At 44.6% G+C, this 14,544-nt stretch carries 12 protein-coding genes; 1 reads left to right on the top strand and 11 read right to left on the bottom strand.

Annotated features, from left to right (window positions below; translation table 11 throughout):
• Positions 1 to 8: 8 nt before the first annotated feature.
• The 3 genes from GCWU000182_RS06600 to GCWU000182_RS06590 form a co-directional block, all read right to left on the bottom strand.
• Positions 9 to 1,211 (bottom strand): MalY/PatB family protein, encoded by a 1,203-nt coding sequence (locus GCWU000182_RS06600; RefSeq protein ID WP_035364263.1) that lies wholly within the window; start codon positions 1,209 to 1,211, stop codon positions 9 to 11.
• Positions 1,212 to 1,353: 142 nt separating this feature from the next.
• Positions 1,354 to 1,527 carry a 30S ribosomal protein S21 gene (gene rpsU, locus GCWU000182_RS06595; RefSeq protein ID WP_035364261.1) on the bottom strand — a complete coding sequence of 58 codons (174 nt, stop codon included), beginning with the start codon at positions 1,525 to 1,527 and terminating at the stop codon, positions 1,354 to 1,356.
• A 138-nt stretch (positions 1,528 to 1,665) separates the two neighbouring features.
• Positions 1,666 to 2,181 carry a Fur family transcriptional regulator gene (locus tag GCWU000182_RS06590; protein WP_023392031.1) on the bottom strand — a complete coding sequence of 172 codons (516 nt, stop codon included), beginning with the start codon at positions 2,179 to 2,181 and terminating at the stop codon, positions 1,666 to 1,668.
• Positions 2,182 to 2,241: 60 nt separating this feature from the next.
• On the opposite strand from GCWU000182_RS06590, the gene GCWU000182_RS06585 reads away from it, so the two are divergent.
• Positions 2,242 to 3,069, top strand: coding sequence for a pyruvate, water dikinase regulatory protein (locus GCWU000182_RS06585; RefSeq protein WP_023392030.1), 828 nt, complete (start codon positions 2,242 to 2,244; stop codon positions 3,067 to 3,069).
• Between the two features lie 45 nt (positions 3,070 to 3,114).
• On the opposite strand, the gene aspS is transcribed toward GCWU000182_RS06585, so the two are convergent.
• The 8 genes from aspS to GCWU000182_RS09650 all read right to left on the bottom strand — a co-directional run bounded on the left by aspS (position 3,115) and on the right by GCWU000182_RS09650 (position 14,328).
• On the bottom strand, positions 3,115 to 4,881 hold the full coding sequence (gene aspS, locus GCWU000182_RS06580; protein WP_023392029.1) for an aspartate--tRNA ligase: 1,767 nt from the start codon (positions 4,879 to 4,881) through the stop codon (positions 3,115 to 3,117).
• Positions 4,881 to 6,209 carry a histidine--tRNA ligase gene (gene hisS, locus GCWU000182_RS06575; RefSeq protein ID WP_023392028.1) on the bottom strand — a complete coding sequence of 443 codons (1,329 nt, stop codon included), beginning with the start codon at positions 6,207 to 6,209 and terminating at the stop codon, positions 4,881 to 4,883. The genes aspS and hisS overlap by 1 nt, the downstream gene beginning before the upstream one ends.
• 312 nt (positions 6,210 to 6,521) lie before the next feature.
• Positions 6,522 to 7,898, bottom strand: coding sequence for an N-acetylmuramoyl-L-alanine amidase (locus tag GCWU000182_RS06570; RefSeq protein WP_023392027.1), 1,377 nt, complete (start codon positions 7,896 to 7,898; stop codon positions 6,522 to 6,524).
• A gap of 169 nt (positions 7,899 to 8,067) precedes the next feature.
• On the bottom strand, positions 8,068 to 8,220 hold the full coding sequence (rpmG, locus tag GCWU000182_RS06565; protein WP_035364257.1) for a 50S ribosomal protein L33: 153 nt from the start codon (positions 8,218 to 8,220) through the stop codon (positions 8,068 to 8,070).
• A 158-nt stretch (positions 8,221 to 8,378) separates the two neighbouring features.
• A complete protein-coding gene (locus tag GCWU000182_RS06560; protein ID WP_023392026.1) occupies positions 8,379 to 9,422 on the bottom strand; it encodes a serine hydrolase in 1,044 nt (347 codons plus the stop codon).
• A gap of 47 nt (positions 9,423 to 9,469) precedes the next feature.
• Positions 9,470 to 10,672, bottom strand: a complete 1,203-nt coding sequence (locus tag GCWU000182_RS09660) for a hypothetical protein (protein ID WP_023392025.1) — start codon at positions 10,670 to 10,672, stop codon at positions 9,470 to 9,472.
• A 115-nt stretch (positions 10,673 to 10,787) separates the two neighbouring features.
• The gene (locus GCWU000182_RS09655; protein WP_023392024.1) at positions 10,788 to 12,284 is read right to left on the bottom strand and encodes a YSIRK-type signal peptide-containing protein; all 1,497 of its coding nucleotides are present in this window, start codon (positions 12,282 to 12,284) and stop codon (positions 10,788 to 10,790) included.
• Between the two features lie 190 nt (positions 12,285 to 12,474).
• Positions 12,475 to 14,328, bottom strand: a complete 1,854-nt coding sequence (locus GCWU000182_RS09650) for an SEC10/PgrA surface exclusion domain-containing protein (protein WP_023392023.1) — start codon at positions 14,326 to 14,328, stop codon at positions 12,475 to 12,477.
• Between the last annotated feature and the right edge of the window lie 216 nt (positions 14,329 to 14,544).

Raw genomic sequence — 14,544 nt, 5'->3', positions numbered from 1 at the left:
AAACTCCTTTACTCTTGGTTTAATCGTTTATTCAAAGCTGAAATGATGCGGTCTGCAGCCTCCGCCACAAAATCTGGATGGGTAGCACAGTTGAGACGAACGAAGGTGGCAGTTTGACGGCCAAAGGTCACCCCAAAGTTAACCGCTAGCCCTGCTTCATGAATCATGAAGTCCTTAATCTGGCTTGCTGGCAAATAAGCGCCAAAATCAATAAAAGTCACATAGGTGGCTTGACGTTCCGGTATCACCAAATCTGGGAAGGCAGCTAATAGGGTTCGGCGTAAGTAGTCATCATTGTAATCCACTGTTGCATTAAGACCTTCTAACCACTGGCTACCTGATTCATAGGCCGCTTGTGTGGCTAATAATCCCATCAGCGAGTGACTGGCTTGCTGATAAGGTGCCACGCCTCGGTCGTATACTTGACGCAATTTTTCATCTGGAATAACCACATGCGAATTGAGCAGGCCCGCTAAGTTAAAGGTCTTAGATGGTGAGTTTAAAACAATAACTAGGTCACGATAGGCGCTTAACCGGTCATCCAAGACAGATACAAACTGGTTGCCTGCCGCTACAAAGTCTTGATGGATTTCATCAGAAATAAGATAAACATGATGACGACGGCAAATGGCTAGGAGTTGTTCCAACTCTTCTAGGCTCCAGAGACGACCCGTTGGATTGTGTGGAGAGCAATGAATGAGTAGCTTAACCTCTTCCGCTACAATTTGTTGCTCCAAGGCATTGAAGTCAATTTCATAGCGGTTATGACGCAATTGCAACTGATAATCCACTAATTTACGGCCCGTGTCTTTGGCAGCGCCATGGAAAGGTGGATAAACAGGCGTCATAATCATGACCCCATCACCCGGCTGAGTCAAAATTTGAACTAGCCAATAAAAGCTGCTGACAACTCCGGGTGAAAAGCGAACCCAGTCAGGCTCAATCTCAACGCCAGCTCTTTCTTGCTGCCACTTGATATAGGCTTGATAGTATTCAGGGCAAGGATAGGAATAACCAAAAACACCATGGTCTACTCGCTCATGTAAAACCTTTTGGACTGCTTCAGGCACCTTAAACTCCATATCGGCAATCCACATACCTAGTAAATCAGGGGCCCCAAAAAGCTCTTGACTTAAGTCCCATTTCTTACAGTTACTGCCACGACGGTCTGTAAAATAACGTTGGCAAAAATCCGCTACTTGTTGATTCATGATCATCCCACCTTGTCCTAATGATGTTATTATTATCCCCTTTTCAGGCTAAATTTGCAAGTAAAGTAAAACACCCAATGACCTTAGCCATTGGGTGTTTTAAATCGCTATGTATCGCTATTTATAAGCTAGCGTAATGTTATTAAAACTTACGTTTACGAGCTGCTTCTGATTTCTTCTTACGACGTACAGATGGTTTTTCGTAAAACTCACGTTTACGTGCCTCTCTTAAAGTACCTGTTTTAGAAACGTTACGCTTAAAGCGACGAAGAGCGTCATCTAGAGATTCGTTTTCACGAACGACTGTTTTAGACATGGGTTTCCCTCCCTCCGAGCTTTTAGTAACCTTTCCTAGATAAAGCATCTAAATAAGATTCCTTGTCTATTATAGCCTACTTCTTACCTATTTTTCAATAGGCTTTTTTCATTTTTTAAGGTTTTATTACCATAATTTTCATGATTTACCTTTACATTGCGCACACTTACCAAAGACATCAAAGCGATGCCATTCGATTTCCACTTGGGACAAGTCAGTCTTGACCTGATCCATAGGGCAAGCATCCAAGGGGATGGTCCGGCCACACACAGTGCAGATGAAATGATGATGGTGGTGACCATGATCACAGTTCCAACAATTGATGCGGAACATTTGCTCACCATTATACTCTGTTGCTTCTAAGAGGCCTTCGTCTACAAAATCATAAATATTACGATAAGTCGTATTATAACTCATGGTTGGATAGTCTTTGGCTAATTGCTGATGAATATACTTAGCGCTCAGATAGCGTTGATTCTCTGCGAATAAATGCAGAATTTCTTGTCGCTTCTTGGTCATTTTATAGCCAGCAGCTTTTAATTGTGCCATGCCACGTTGAACAATCTCATCCACTGACATGTCCTCAGTCTCCTGATGGTCATGCGCCTGGCAGTGATGATGCCCATGACAATCATGATGGTGATGATCAACCATATACAAGCCCCCTTCTGATATGCTATGATGTAAGTGATTAAGAATTGGAGGCGACTCACCATGGAAGACACACGTCCAACTTTACACTACTTTATTATTTCGGATGCGATTGGAGAAACTGCTCAAAAAGTTGCGCAGTCATCCCTTGTTCAATATCCGTCTGCACATAAAGTATGTCACAAATACAACTTTATTTCAAATATAAACGATTTAGATATTGCCCTAGAAGATGCAGCAGCCCATGATGGCTTAATCTTTATGACCATGATTGATAACGAGATGGCTGCCTATGCTGAACGCTTTTTTAACAAGCACCAGCTGACCTACTACAACCTCATTCAACCCATTGTGGACGAGATTGGCTACCGTATCAACATGAAGCCTAGCAAGATTATTGGTGCCCAACACGAGCTATCTGACCGCTACTTCGACAAGATCCGGGCCATGGAATACTGTATGTCTTTTGACGATGGTAAAGACCCTAAAGGTTTTGAAGAAGCCGATATTATTTTGCTAGGTGTCTCTCGTACAGGTAAGACGCCCCTCTCCATGTATCTGGCCATGTTAGGTTATAAGGCAGCTAACCTGCCACTGATTCCAGAAAATGAATTACCCGAAATCCTCTTCAAGCTAGACCCTAACAAGATTGTCGGTCTGACCAACCGGGTTGAAGTCATTAACCGCCACCGGGATGCCCGCATGCGGGAATATGGCATCACCAGCCCAACCAAGTACGCTTCTTTTGACCGTATTCAGGAAGAATTTGACTTTGCCCAAGAAGTATACGAACGCATCGGTTGCCAAACTCTAGACGTCTCCCAACGCAGCATTGAAGAATCGGCTGCTATTATTCTCAAGATGCTAGACCTACACAAACATGAAAGCTAAGGCAAAATGCCCTGACAGAACATTCTGTCAGGGCATTTTTTATGCTTATTCTGCCTCTACTTGAAGATGTAACTCTTGTAATTGAGCGCTAGCAACATGACTTGGAGCTTGGATAAAGGTATCCACCCCACGACCATTCTTAGGAAAGGCAATGACTTCCCGGATGTTTGGCTCTTTGGCTAAAAGCATGACCAAACGGTCTAGACCTAGCGCCAAACCACCATGTGGTGGGAAGCCGTAGTCTAAGGCATCCAAGAGGAAGCCAAATTGACTTTGTGCTTCTTCTGGTGTGAAACCAAGCAAGTCAAACATTTGCTCTTGCATAGGACGGGTGTGAATCCGGATGGAACCCCCACCAATTTCATAGCCGTTAAGCACGATGTCATAGGCCTGCGCCAAGGCTTGATCAGGGTTGGCCTTAAGGGCTTCTAAATCTAGGTTTTGTGGCGAAGTAAATGGGTGGTGGGCTGCGAAGTAGCGTCCTGCTTCTTCGTCATATTCGAAGAGCGGCCAGTCCGTAATCCAGACAAAGGCCAAGGCATCCTCATCAAAGAGTTGATGAGCTTTGGCTAGGTTAACCCGTAACTCACCCAGAGCGGCAGCAACCACTTGAGGTTTATCCGCTACGAAGAAGAGAATATCACCAGGTTCCCCCTGGGTTAAGTCAAGAATAGCTTGTGTGTCAGCTGGTTCAGCAAAGAACTTAGCAATAGGACCGTTCAAGCCTTCTTCGGTTACTTTCAACCAGGCAAGGCCTTTGGCGCCATATGGCTTGACTACTTCTACTAAAGCATCCGCGGTCTTACGGGTGTAGGCATCGGCTTGCCCCTTGAGGTTAATTGCCTTAACTTGGCCACCCTCTTTGACCGTGTTAGCAAAGACAGAAAATTGACAGTTGGCAGCAAAGTCACTTAAATCTTTCAAGGTCATGTCAAAGCGAATATCTGGTTTATCTACCCCATAATGAGCCATGGCATGAGCATAGGTCATGCTTGGGAAGGCTTCAGTCATATCCAGACCTCTTGTGGCCTTGACCACTTCTTTAAGCATTTGTTCCACGATTTCTTGGATGTCAGCTTGATTTAAGAAGCTAGTTTCCAAGTCAATCTGGGTAAATTCTGGTTGGCGGTCACCCCGCAAGTCTTCATCACGGAAGCAACGCACGATTTGATAGTAACGGTCAAAGCCAGCTCCCATCAATAGTTGCTTGAATAATTGAGGTGATTGAGGTAAGGCGAAGAACTTACCCGCTTCACGAGTCGCAACCAAGTAGTCACGCGCCCCTTCAGGCGTAGACTTAGTTAAATAAGGTGTCTCAACATCGATAAAGCCTAAATCATCTAAATAACGACGGATGGCGCTCGTAACTTGGTGACGGAGGCGTAAGTTAGCCTGCATACGTGGACGACGAAGGTCTAAGAAGCGATGACGCATACGGAGATCATCTTGAATCTCAGCCTCATCGTCTAAGTAGATAGGTGGTGTCTTAGAAGTGGCTAGAATAGTCAGCTTCTCAGCCATCAATTCAAAATCACCCGTTGGAATTTTGGCGTTACGTTGTTTCTCATCACGGTATTGTAGCGTCCCCGTCACTTCTAGGACATACTCGCTACGGATACGCTCAGCCTCAGCCATGGCATCCCCTAGGTGATCGCCATTGAGCACCACCTGGCAGAAACCTTCACGGTCTCTTAAGTCGATAAAGATTAAGCCCCCTAGATCGCGTCGTTTTTGTATCCAACCTTTAAGTGTAATGGTTTGGCCAACTTGTTCTTGGCCGACTTGCCCACAGTATAAACGTTGTGTGGTCATTAAAATTCCCCCTTAAAATACTTATCAATGACTGAGGTATCCACTGTTAATTGGCGATATGTCCCCATAAAATCTTCTAATACTTGATCAAGTGGCAGTGTAACTTGCTTACCACTGGTTGGATGCTTGGCTTGTACGGTCCCAGCTGCTAACTCGTCTTCCCCAATCGTTAAAATCACTTGGGCTTTAAGCTTATCTGCTTGCTTGAATTGAGCCTTAAGGCTGCGATCCAGGTAATCCCGCTCTGCCAACAAGCCTTCTTTACGAGCTGCTTGCACTAGACGCAAGGCCATGATATTGCTTGCCTGACCTAAGCCCATAACATAAACGTCCAAAGGTTCAGCTTCAGGCACTTCCACTTCCTGTTGCTTAAGAAGTAGCAAGAGACGTTCTACCCCAATCCCGAAGCCAAAACCAGGTGTAGCAGGTCCACCAAGAGCCTCTACTAGACCATCATAACGGCCACCACCACAGATAGTTGATTTAGCTCCGATGGCTTGGTCATCCACCATGATTTCAAAAATCGTATCTTGATAGTAATCCAAACCACGAACTACTGATGGATCCACAAGATATGGAATCTCAAGAGCCTCTAGCATAGCCTTTACAGTTTCGAAATGATCCTTACTTTCTGGGCTGAGGTAGTCCGGAATTTTTGGCGCATTGGCTACTAGAGCCTTATCTTCTGGCGCCTTGGAATCTAAAATCCGCATAGGGTTATCCGTCAGGCGTCGTTGTGAGTCCGCACTTAACTGGTCGGCCAATGGTGTGAAATAATCGACCAAGGCTTGACGATAGCGCGCCCGGTCCTGGCTAGAGCCCAAGGAATTGATATAGAGAGTTAAGCCTTCAATGCCCAATTCCTGGAAGAAGTCCCATGCCAACGCAATAGTCTCGGCATCTGTCGCCGGATTGGTCGAACCAAAGACTTCTACCCCAATCTGATTAAATTGACGTTGTCGACCTGCTTGAGGGCGTTCATAACGGAACATAGACCCCATATAGTAGACTTTGTATGGTTTAGCATGCTCGGGGCCAAAAAGTTTGTTCTCAACAAAGGCCCGAACAACCCCTGCCGTTCCTTCCGGACGCAAAGCGCAATGGCGGTCACCCTTATCCTTAAAGTCATACATTTCTTTGGATACAATCTCCGAAGTATCCCCTGATGAGCGAGCAAATAGCTCATAGGCTTCAAATAAGGGAGTCCGGATTTCTTGGAAATTATAGGTTTCAAAAACAGCGCGGGCTGAATCTTCTATATACTGCCAGATTCGACTTTCTGCTGGCAAGATATCAACCGTGCCCTTCATTCTTTTCACTTGTGCCATGATTATTCCCTCCTAGTAATATTGGTGATAGTTCTCTATAAAAGCAAACACGTCCTATAATCCCTGAGGATTATAGGACGTGTCAAAACGTGGTACCACCTATTCTTCGCATGATTCAAACATGCCTTTGGACCGTAACGGGGTCAGCGGAACAAGTTTTCACTTATTCATCTCGGTAGTGTCTTGAAGGTTATATTTGTGTCCTTGCAGCCTAGGGAACACTCTCTGATGTTAGAACCTCTACTTGTCTACGTCATCGATTTCTTTGCTTATTTCTCTGTATTTTACCGCGTTTTATTCCATACGTCAAGCCTATTGTGAGCTAGATGAAGATTCTAAATACTGCTCCAGTCCCTTAACAATGGCCTCCGCAACTGCATCGTAGTAGCCAGAATTTTGAATCAGTTTCAAGTCGTCCTTATTACTCATGTAACCTAATTCTAAGAGCAGACTTGGCTGATGATTTTCTCTTAAGACATAATAGTTCCCGAAGTGAACCCCGTTATTACCAACAGCTTGATTATTGAGTTGAATTTTACCCAATTCTGTGTTGACTAAATTAGCCAAAGATTCATCTTGGGTATGATAGTAGTAGGTCGTAATGCCTGAGGCGATATTGCTGCTGGCCTCATCAAAGTGAATACTGATAAAGGCATCGACTTTTTCCTGATTAGCTAGCTGAGCCCGCTCTTCTAAGCTGACATCTGTGTCGGTAGTACGGCTCATGATGACAACCGCGCCTTGAGCTTCCAGTTTGGCTTTTAAGACATTCGAAGCAGCCAAGGTGACGGCCTTCTCTTGAGCATAAGGATCTTGACTTATGGCACCTGGATCACTACCGCCGTGACCGGCATCAATTAAGATAACTGCGCCATTGAGCGAACGTGCAATTGGCCCATCCACATGGTCTTTAGACGCATCCTCAAAGGCCACAATCCGAGATTCTACATAACCACGTTGGCCATTTTGGTCCTCTACATGATAGAATTCTGTCCCGTCGTCACCATTAACCGTTCCTAGATATTTGAATCGTTGATTAAAGCTTGGGTTGTAGTAAGGCGTGCTCTCAAGATTTGGCTCACTGTGGAAGGCCTGACCTTCTGACCGAACTTGAATATATTGGGCATTGGTAATGTCAATATCCTCAGGCCGGATGGTCTCCTGTTGAGCTTGGATTTGCTCCTTGGTAGAAAGGTTTAAATCAGCCGTCGCTACATAGCCCGGTTGGTTATTGACAATCAATTCAGTCCAGCCCTTAGACTCACTGACCACATCATACTGGTAGCCTTCGGTCAAATCCCGAATCTTGGCGCTCGAAGTGGATGCCCTTTGGTAGAAAGGCGTAGTTTTCTTAACTTGTGCTGTCAAGCCTTGGTCAGATGACAGACTTGGTTGGTCTAATAGCCATTGGGGTAGCCAACCTTCCCGTTGACGATAGCGAACATTAAGCCAGTTCTCTTCCTTCTTAATGACATGGACTACTTGATCTTTGCTAATAGCACTAATAGCCTTGGAATTGGTATCTGGTGCTTGTCGCAGGGTCACACTAGCATTTTGAATGGTTAACTGACTAGAGGTTTGAACCCAGAAAACCACCAGGCTAGATAGGGTCAGAATGACTAGCAAGACTAGCAAGGGGAAATAGCGTGGTGACCGCATGGCTTGTCCTAATTTATTGACCTTTTGCACTTTATTTCCCCTCCTTTCACTAATGCTAATCTATTATATCAAGCGTTTTCCTGTATTTTCAACTTATGATTGTGCTTGTCATCTAAACGTAATATAGTTTCTGGACAAATAGTAAGAAAACAGCTCGTAGTCAGTACTACGAGCTGTGGCTTGTATCTTATGCCGCGCCTTACTTCTTCACTTCACGGTGTAAAGTTACTTTACGCAATCTTGGGCAGTATTTTTTTACTTCTAAACGATCTGGGTTATTACGTTTGTTTTTGTTAGTTAAGTAATTACGATCGCCGCATTCTGTACATTCTAAGTTAATGTTAACACGCATTGTCACAACCTCCTCAAATCATTTCTTGCTGATACCTCAACAGTACTCAAGTATTATAGCACGAACACTTTATAAATCTCAAGCCTTTTTTGAAAAAACTTGAAATTCTAGCACTTGCTTGCTCATAAGTTCAAGACTAACTCGCTGAGCCCAGTCTTTTAGTCATTCATAAGCTCATAGACCCGCTGGCCAATCTCTTGGAGTGGCTTTAACAAGTCGCCATCACCTGGACCTTCCTGCAACACCACTAATACATAGGCTGATTGATTAGTTAGCTGAACAAGTGCCGCATCATGTTGTAAGCCCTGGGCTGAGTTGCTTCCTGTTTTATTATAGCTGATGACACCTTGAGGAAGTGTCGCTACCACCCCTTGCCGATCTGTTTGTTGGGCTAAAAAATCTAAGAAAATTTGATCTTGGGCTTGCCCTACTAGTTTATGCTGATAGAGCTTGGCTAAGAGCTGACCGACTTCACGCGCACTGGTGAAGTTTTCCCTGCCTTCAGCAATCGCGACTTGGTCCATCATCAAGCGCTGCAAACGAGTATCTTGATAGCCAAGGGACTGGATCTTGGCTTGAACCGCAGATAGGCCACCTAGACGCTCGATAATCAGATTGGTTGCGGTATTATCCGAATGAATTAACATTTCTAAGGCCAAGTCCTCAAGGCTATAGGAAGTACCAGGTTCTGCCGCTTGAAGATTGCCTGTCCCGCCTACCTGGTCTTCAGCCATCATGGTAATCATCTCTTGCCAGCTCAAGCGCTCAGCCTTAATTTCCTCTAACAGGACTTGCATGATGAAGAGTTTGATGATGCTAGCCGATTTGATAGGCCCTGACTGACTCACCAAGGCAGCCCCTTGACTATTTGGCGTCACTTCTTGGAAATAATAGGCATGCTTTATTTCCTTAGACTCGTATAGACTAGCAAAAGCAGCCTGGACGGCTTGATTTTTATCAGACAGGGACTCGTTCTGACTAGATGCGACAGACTGGCTCTCTGTAGACGCGACTGATAGACTGCTCGAGGCCTCCGATTCCTGACTGGATACCAAGACTGAGCTTGAAACTTCAGGCTCCTTAGGACTTTGCGTCATGGCTTGATAAAGGAGAAAGCCGAGCCCCAACATTGCGATCCCAGCCACTAAAATCAAGATAATTAGTACAGCGCGACTGTAATCAGCTTGGCGATGTGATGACATTGAATTCCTCCTTCTATAACTTGAAAGTCAACTTACTTGTCAGCATCCTATGGATTTTTAGAGCCTATCTCGAAATAGATCTCCTTATTGGCAAATTCGTTCTTAACCTTTAAGAGCAGATTTTCCCCTTTTGGTGCAGGTAAAATGACATAGCCTTTTACACTTCCTCCACCCAGCATATAACGCAATTCATATTGGTCTCTAGCCTTCTTAAATTGGTAGAATCCCTTAAAGACATGGTCTTGACCTTGACTATCCACTAAGGATAAATAACTTTTACTTGGACTGGACTCAAACAACTTGTCTTCGAGAGTTGGCGCCAAGCTAGACTCCATATGTAAAACTAAAAATTCTTGGTCTGACTTCATATCATCAGCCATGTGTTGGTAATCATCCGGGCTAAGTAAATCCATAGCCTTTTGATTAGCTTGATCTCCACGCCAAGCATTTAAAACGGTTATCCTGTGAGATATAGCGAGGATACCGTAACCACTATCACTAGCCTCATAGGGAACGACGTAGTTAATTGGCTTGGTTTCTGTGAAAGGAACTGGCTTTTCCTTTGTTCCCCATTGTGCTTGTTCAGGAGTTTCTGATTGGACTTCCTTAGTAGGAACTGTAGTGTCTTGTCCCTTCTCTACTTGGAAGAAAACTCGATCAGTTAGACCGCCCTTGAAATAACTAAAAATAAGCGGAGTATCTTTGGGAACAATTGCGACCAAATAGCCATCATGCTCATTACCAGGATATAAAGACAACATATCAAAGGCCAAATGGTCTGGCAAGTCGGCAACATATTCATTTGGAATCCCGCTCGCAGACAAATCAAAAAATGGATTAATGATACCGGCGTTGGTATGCTCTTCGTGATTTTCATCGCCCGACTTGTAAGCTAGTTTTAGATGCAATAAGAGCAACTCTTGGTCGTCATCTAAAGGCTGACGAGTGGCTTGATAGGATGGCGCAAGTTTCTGCAATTGTTTCTCAGCTTGCGCTCCTCGCCAAGATTCCAGAATGGTAAAGGAAAGATGGCTTTCTGCCCCTTCGCGGGATTTTTTTACATAATCATAGACCTCTCCTACCGGGATAGGATTTTGACGAGAGCCCTTTTCCTTAGACGGAGATTCGTCTTGACTATTGTTCACTGCACTAGTACTTATTTCACTACTTTCGCTGGCTTGGATAACTGACAAAGGATGACTTATTCCTAAGCCTAACAACATAAAAAGGAATGCGAGTTTAGGCTTCATACCCTATACCTCATTTCATAGATCTTGGTATCATTATAACAAAGTTACCAAGCAGCTACAAGTCATTCTAAAAAAGACTAGAAAGTAGCTACTCTCTAGTCAAATAATGCTTGTTCTATCCCTGACGTCTTCTGATTTCAACTTGCTTGAGGTAGATAAGCCCAGCAGCTGCTGCTACTGCAGACACACCCCCAAGAAGTAACCAATAGCCATCATCTTCGCCAGAACTTGTCAAATCAGGTTCTGAGCTACTTACTGTATGACGCTCTGACATTTCCACTGAAGAACTTGCACTAACAGACGAAGAATGCGAAACCTGAGTCGAGCTTGAACTAGATTCCTCTTCTTCTTCAAGCGATTCATTACTTGCTTGCTGTTTTTGTGCCATAAGATTGCCCTTTTCCACTAGGCTAGGCAAGTCTCGACGCGGACGTTGATCCAACTGGTAAGGGGTTTGGTCTTGAACTTGATCCTGACCTAACTGATCTGGCGCTTGACTTGGCTCTGGCTTATTAGGTTCTTGTGGTGGCTCCGGTTGAGGTGACACCGGGTCTGGTGGACTAACCGGATCAGCTGGTAAGACAGGGTCTAGTGGATAAATTGGGTCTATCGGAAGAACAGGATCCTGCGGAATGATTGGATTAGCTGGAAGTTCTGATTGGCTTGAATCAGAAGATTGGCTTGAATCAGAAGATTGGCTTGAATCAGAAGCGTCATCGGTTTGAACAGGCCCAGCCTCTTTTAGCGGCGTTAGAAATGTCAATGACATGAGGTATTCACTGGTTTGGTCTGTGCCAGCTGCCTTGTTTAGGGTCAGCGCCAGGCTAGGTCGACGGCTGGCAACTGCACTGTCTAAACTTAATAAATATCGCGCAGCTTGATAGTTATCGGCTTGACCTTGGAATAAGACGCTCAAAAGCTGTTGATGGATTGCTTGCTTTAGTTGTCCTAGATTCTCAATAGCCTTTGGTGTTTTAAAGTTCAACCAGTAGTGTTTGACAGAAGTTGATAGCTCGCCTAGACTATCTTGCTCTAACTGAGTTTGACGTCCTTGTGTAATAGGATTCCAATTCTGGGCTTGGTAACGGTCTGACAAGGTTTGACTAGCAGCTTGCAAGCTAGGATCAGCCTGATAGGCTTGATGGCCCCAGCTAATACGTATAGGATTAATCAGCTTAGCTAGCCATTGGCTTAGTTCTAATGCTTGTTTTGGTTGGAGCCCTTCTGGGGATATTGGAGATTCTGTCTCAGCTTGACTAGGTTGGTAGGATTTATTTCCTTCTAAGGCACTTTGACCATTCTGACTTAAATTAGGGCTAGCCTGCTTAAGTTCTGTTTCGGTATAACCCTCAGGTAAGTTTAAAGAAGCTTGGTTCATTTGAGTTTGACTATCACTGCTTGAATTATCGCTTGCTTCTATACTTCCCACAGACTCAGCCAGACCTGTAGTCTGACCTTGGTCGGAAGAATTCCCAGAAGTGTAGGCAGATTTCTGCTCCTGAGCATGCGTCTGATGACTTAAGGAAGTTAACCAAATAAAGGAAGCAACTGCAATTGACACTATTCCCATGCTTAATTTACGAATGGCATAAGGCTTGTTCATCTCTTTCATTGGGCTAACCTCCTTACTATTGTTCTTGTATTCTGTTTCCTATTATAGCAATCTCTGGCTATAAAACCCACCAAAAAACCGATATAATATTCAAACTTTACCTGTCTGACATATTGTTAACATTCGCGTTTGAAAAGAAAAAAGACAGCCAAAAAGCTGTCTTTTTCTCAATATTAGATTTTACGACGTATTAGATTTTACGACGTCGTAAGGCCATGAGCGCAAGACCTGCTAAGGCACTAATGATGGCCGCTCCAATAATAATGAGGTTGGAGCTTTCACCTGTATCTGGCAGTTGCTTGCCATCTGCTTGAGCCTCACCTGCTTTCGGCGCTACCATGTTCGGAGTGGTAGAAGTCGCCTTATCAGCTGGATCGTTTTGGCCTTGAATTTGGCTAGTCCCATCGTTTTGACTTGGGTCTTGCTTGTCGTTCAGACCTGTTCCATTATGATTGCCAGGTTTGTTCGGTTGTTCTGGCTGGGTTGGAACTGTCGGAGTCGTTGGTTGTGTCGGCTGAGTTGGCTCAGTCGGCTGTGTCGGCTGAGTTGGTTCAGTCGGTTGTGTCGGCTGAGTTGGTTCAGTCGGTTGTGTCGGCTGAGTCGGTTCTGTCGGTTGTGTCGGCTGAGTCGGTTCTGTCGGCTGAGTTGGCTGAGTTGGTTCAGTCGGTTGTGTCGGCTGAGTCGGTTCAGTTGGTTGCGTTGGCTGAGTAGGCTCAGTCGGTTGCGTTGGCTGAGTCGGTTCTGTCGGCTGCGTTGGCTGAGTTGGCTCAGTCGGTTGCGTTGGTTGACTATCGTTCGAGTAGTCATTACCAGGCGTAAACTCTGTCGCGCCATCTTTTGGTGCGAACATGGTATAGTACTGGGTACCATACTTGCTACTGTCGTTTGCACCCGCACGGTTGGTCGCAACCCCTAGGTAGACATCATGGTTACCATACGGGTTTTCGAAGAGCAAGAAGTTTCTTGCGTGCCCGAAGTTGGCATGGCTATCATCAAAAAGCATCCAAACCGTTTGGTAATGGAATTGTTGCTTAAGCGAATCCATGGTCGTCGTATTTGGACTAATGGTCGCTAAGTTTTCACCCCAACCATTGGCCACATTAGCCAAGGCACGTGTCGTTGCATTGACATCATGGCTATTAGTCCAAGCATACCAGTTATCTTCTTGGTAAGCATTAGCTACCTTCTGCGCCGCGTTCAATGAACCCGCATTTACCTTAAAAGGTTGTTTGCCAAATTGTTGGCGGATTGGGTTGATTAAGTTGGCAATATAGAGAGATAACTCCTTACGTTGTTCCTCAGTCAAGTTGTTGACGTCGACAATGCGATTCTTGTCTGCTTCATTAGACTTATAGGTGTTAAGGGCACGACCTGGTTTAGCTATTGCGTCAATTTGACTGGCTGTATAGGCCCCTTCCTTAAATAAATCTGGCGTAAAGCCAGGAGGCAAGACTAGCTTGTTATCAGAAGTATTGTTAGCATTAGCCAATGGTTTAACTTCTTCCGTCTCATTGGCGCCATTAACCACTGCCACTTGTTTAGCAACCGTTGATTCTGCTTCTGCTAGGGAAGCCTTTTGGTCTGAACTAGTTGCTTCTTCTGCTGGATTTTCTTTTGCATCTGAAACATCCTTAGCCAAAGCCTTAATTGTTGCCTCTTGAGTCGCTGAATCTTGTGATTCTACATCCTCAGGTAGGTCTAAATTAGCTAGTTCAGAGGCAATGGATTCTGCTTCTTCTACCGGAAGGGGGGTGTTGATTTCAACGGCTTCGGTATTAGTAACAGGCGCTTTGTCTGCTTCCAGTGCCTTAGTGTCCACTTCTAAGTCAGAGTTAGGGAGCTCTTGACTCGGAAGCTTCTCTTCTATTTGCTCGATTTCTGATGAACCTGCATTGGCAACGAAAGCTGATTCTTGGTTCAAATCTGCCGCGTTGACTAGGTTATTTCCAGAACCCAGGAACATCAAGGCCGCTACTGCGATTGAAGCAGTGCCGACTTTGAGCTTACGGATCGCATAGCGATAAACCGTATTGGTGTGCTTCATTATAAAACCTCCAATGTTTTTTAAGTTATGCTTCTATTATATCTAGAAATTTATTATGTCACAATGCCATCAGGGCTTTCTTCACTAGACTGAAACATACTTAACACCTGTAAAAAAGCCTTACTATACTCTATATATCAAGGTTTCTAAGACTTAATCATAGACTTAGAAGGAAACAAGCTGTAACTTAAACACCTATTACTTGCTGTAAATTTT

The organism is Abiotrophia defectiva ATCC 49176 (genome assembly GCF_000160075.2).
In the GTDB taxonomy this organism is placed as follows: domain Bacteria; phylum Bacillota; class Bacilli; order Lactobacillales; family Aerococcaceae; genus Abiotrophia; species Abiotrophia defectiva.
This window is presented reverse-complemented; position numbering and strand designations above follow the sequence as displayed.

What these genes read in the sequence shown, in the direction of transcription:
- GCWU000182_RS06600 (WP_035364263.1), bottom strand. Translation starts at nt 1,211, where the DNA reads ATGAATCAACAAGTAGCGGATTTTTGCCAACGTTATTTTACAGACCGT.
- rpsU (WP_035364261.1), bottom strand. Translation starts at nt 1,527, where the DNA reads ATGTCTAAAACAGTCGTTCGTGAAAACGAATCTCTAGATGACGCTCTT.
- GCWU000182_RS06590 (WP_023392031.1), bottom strand. Translation starts at nt 2,181, where the DNA reads ATGGTTGATCATCACCATCATGATTGTCATGGGCATCATCACTGCCAG.
- GCWU000182_RS06585 (WP_023392030.1), top strand. Translation starts at nt 2,242, where the DNA reads ATGGAAGACACACGTCCAACTTTACACTACTTTATTATTTCGGATGCG.
- aspS (WP_023392029.1), bottom strand. Translation starts at nt 4,881, where the DNA reads ATGACCACACAACGTTTATACTGTGGGCAAGTCGGCCAAGAACAAGTT.
- hisS (WP_023392028.1), bottom strand. Translation starts at nt 6,209, where the DNA reads ATGGCACAAGTGAAAAGAATGAAGGGCACGGTTGATATCTTGCCAGCA.
- rpmG (WP_035364257.1), bottom strand. Translation starts at nt 8,220, where the DNA reads ATGCGTGTTAACATTAACTTAGAATGTACAGAATGCGGCGATCGTAAT.
- GCWU000182_RS06560 (WP_023392026.1), bottom strand. Translation starts at nt 9,422, where the DNA reads ATGTCATCACATCGCCAAGCTGATTACAGTCGCGCTGTACTAATTATC.
- GCWU000182_RS09660 (WP_023392025.1), bottom strand. Translation starts at nt 10,672, where the DNA reads ATGAAGCCTAAACTCGCATTCCTTTTTATGTTGTTAGGCTTAGGAATA.
- GCWU000182_RS09655 (WP_023392024.1), bottom strand. Translation starts at nt 12,284, where the DNA reads ATGAAAGAGATGAACAAGCCTTATGCCATTCGTAAATTAAGCATGGGA.
- GCWU000182_RS09650 (WP_023392023.1), bottom strand. Translation starts at nt 14,328, where the DNA reads ATGAAGCACACCAATACGGTTTATCGCTATGCGATCCGTAAGCTCAAA.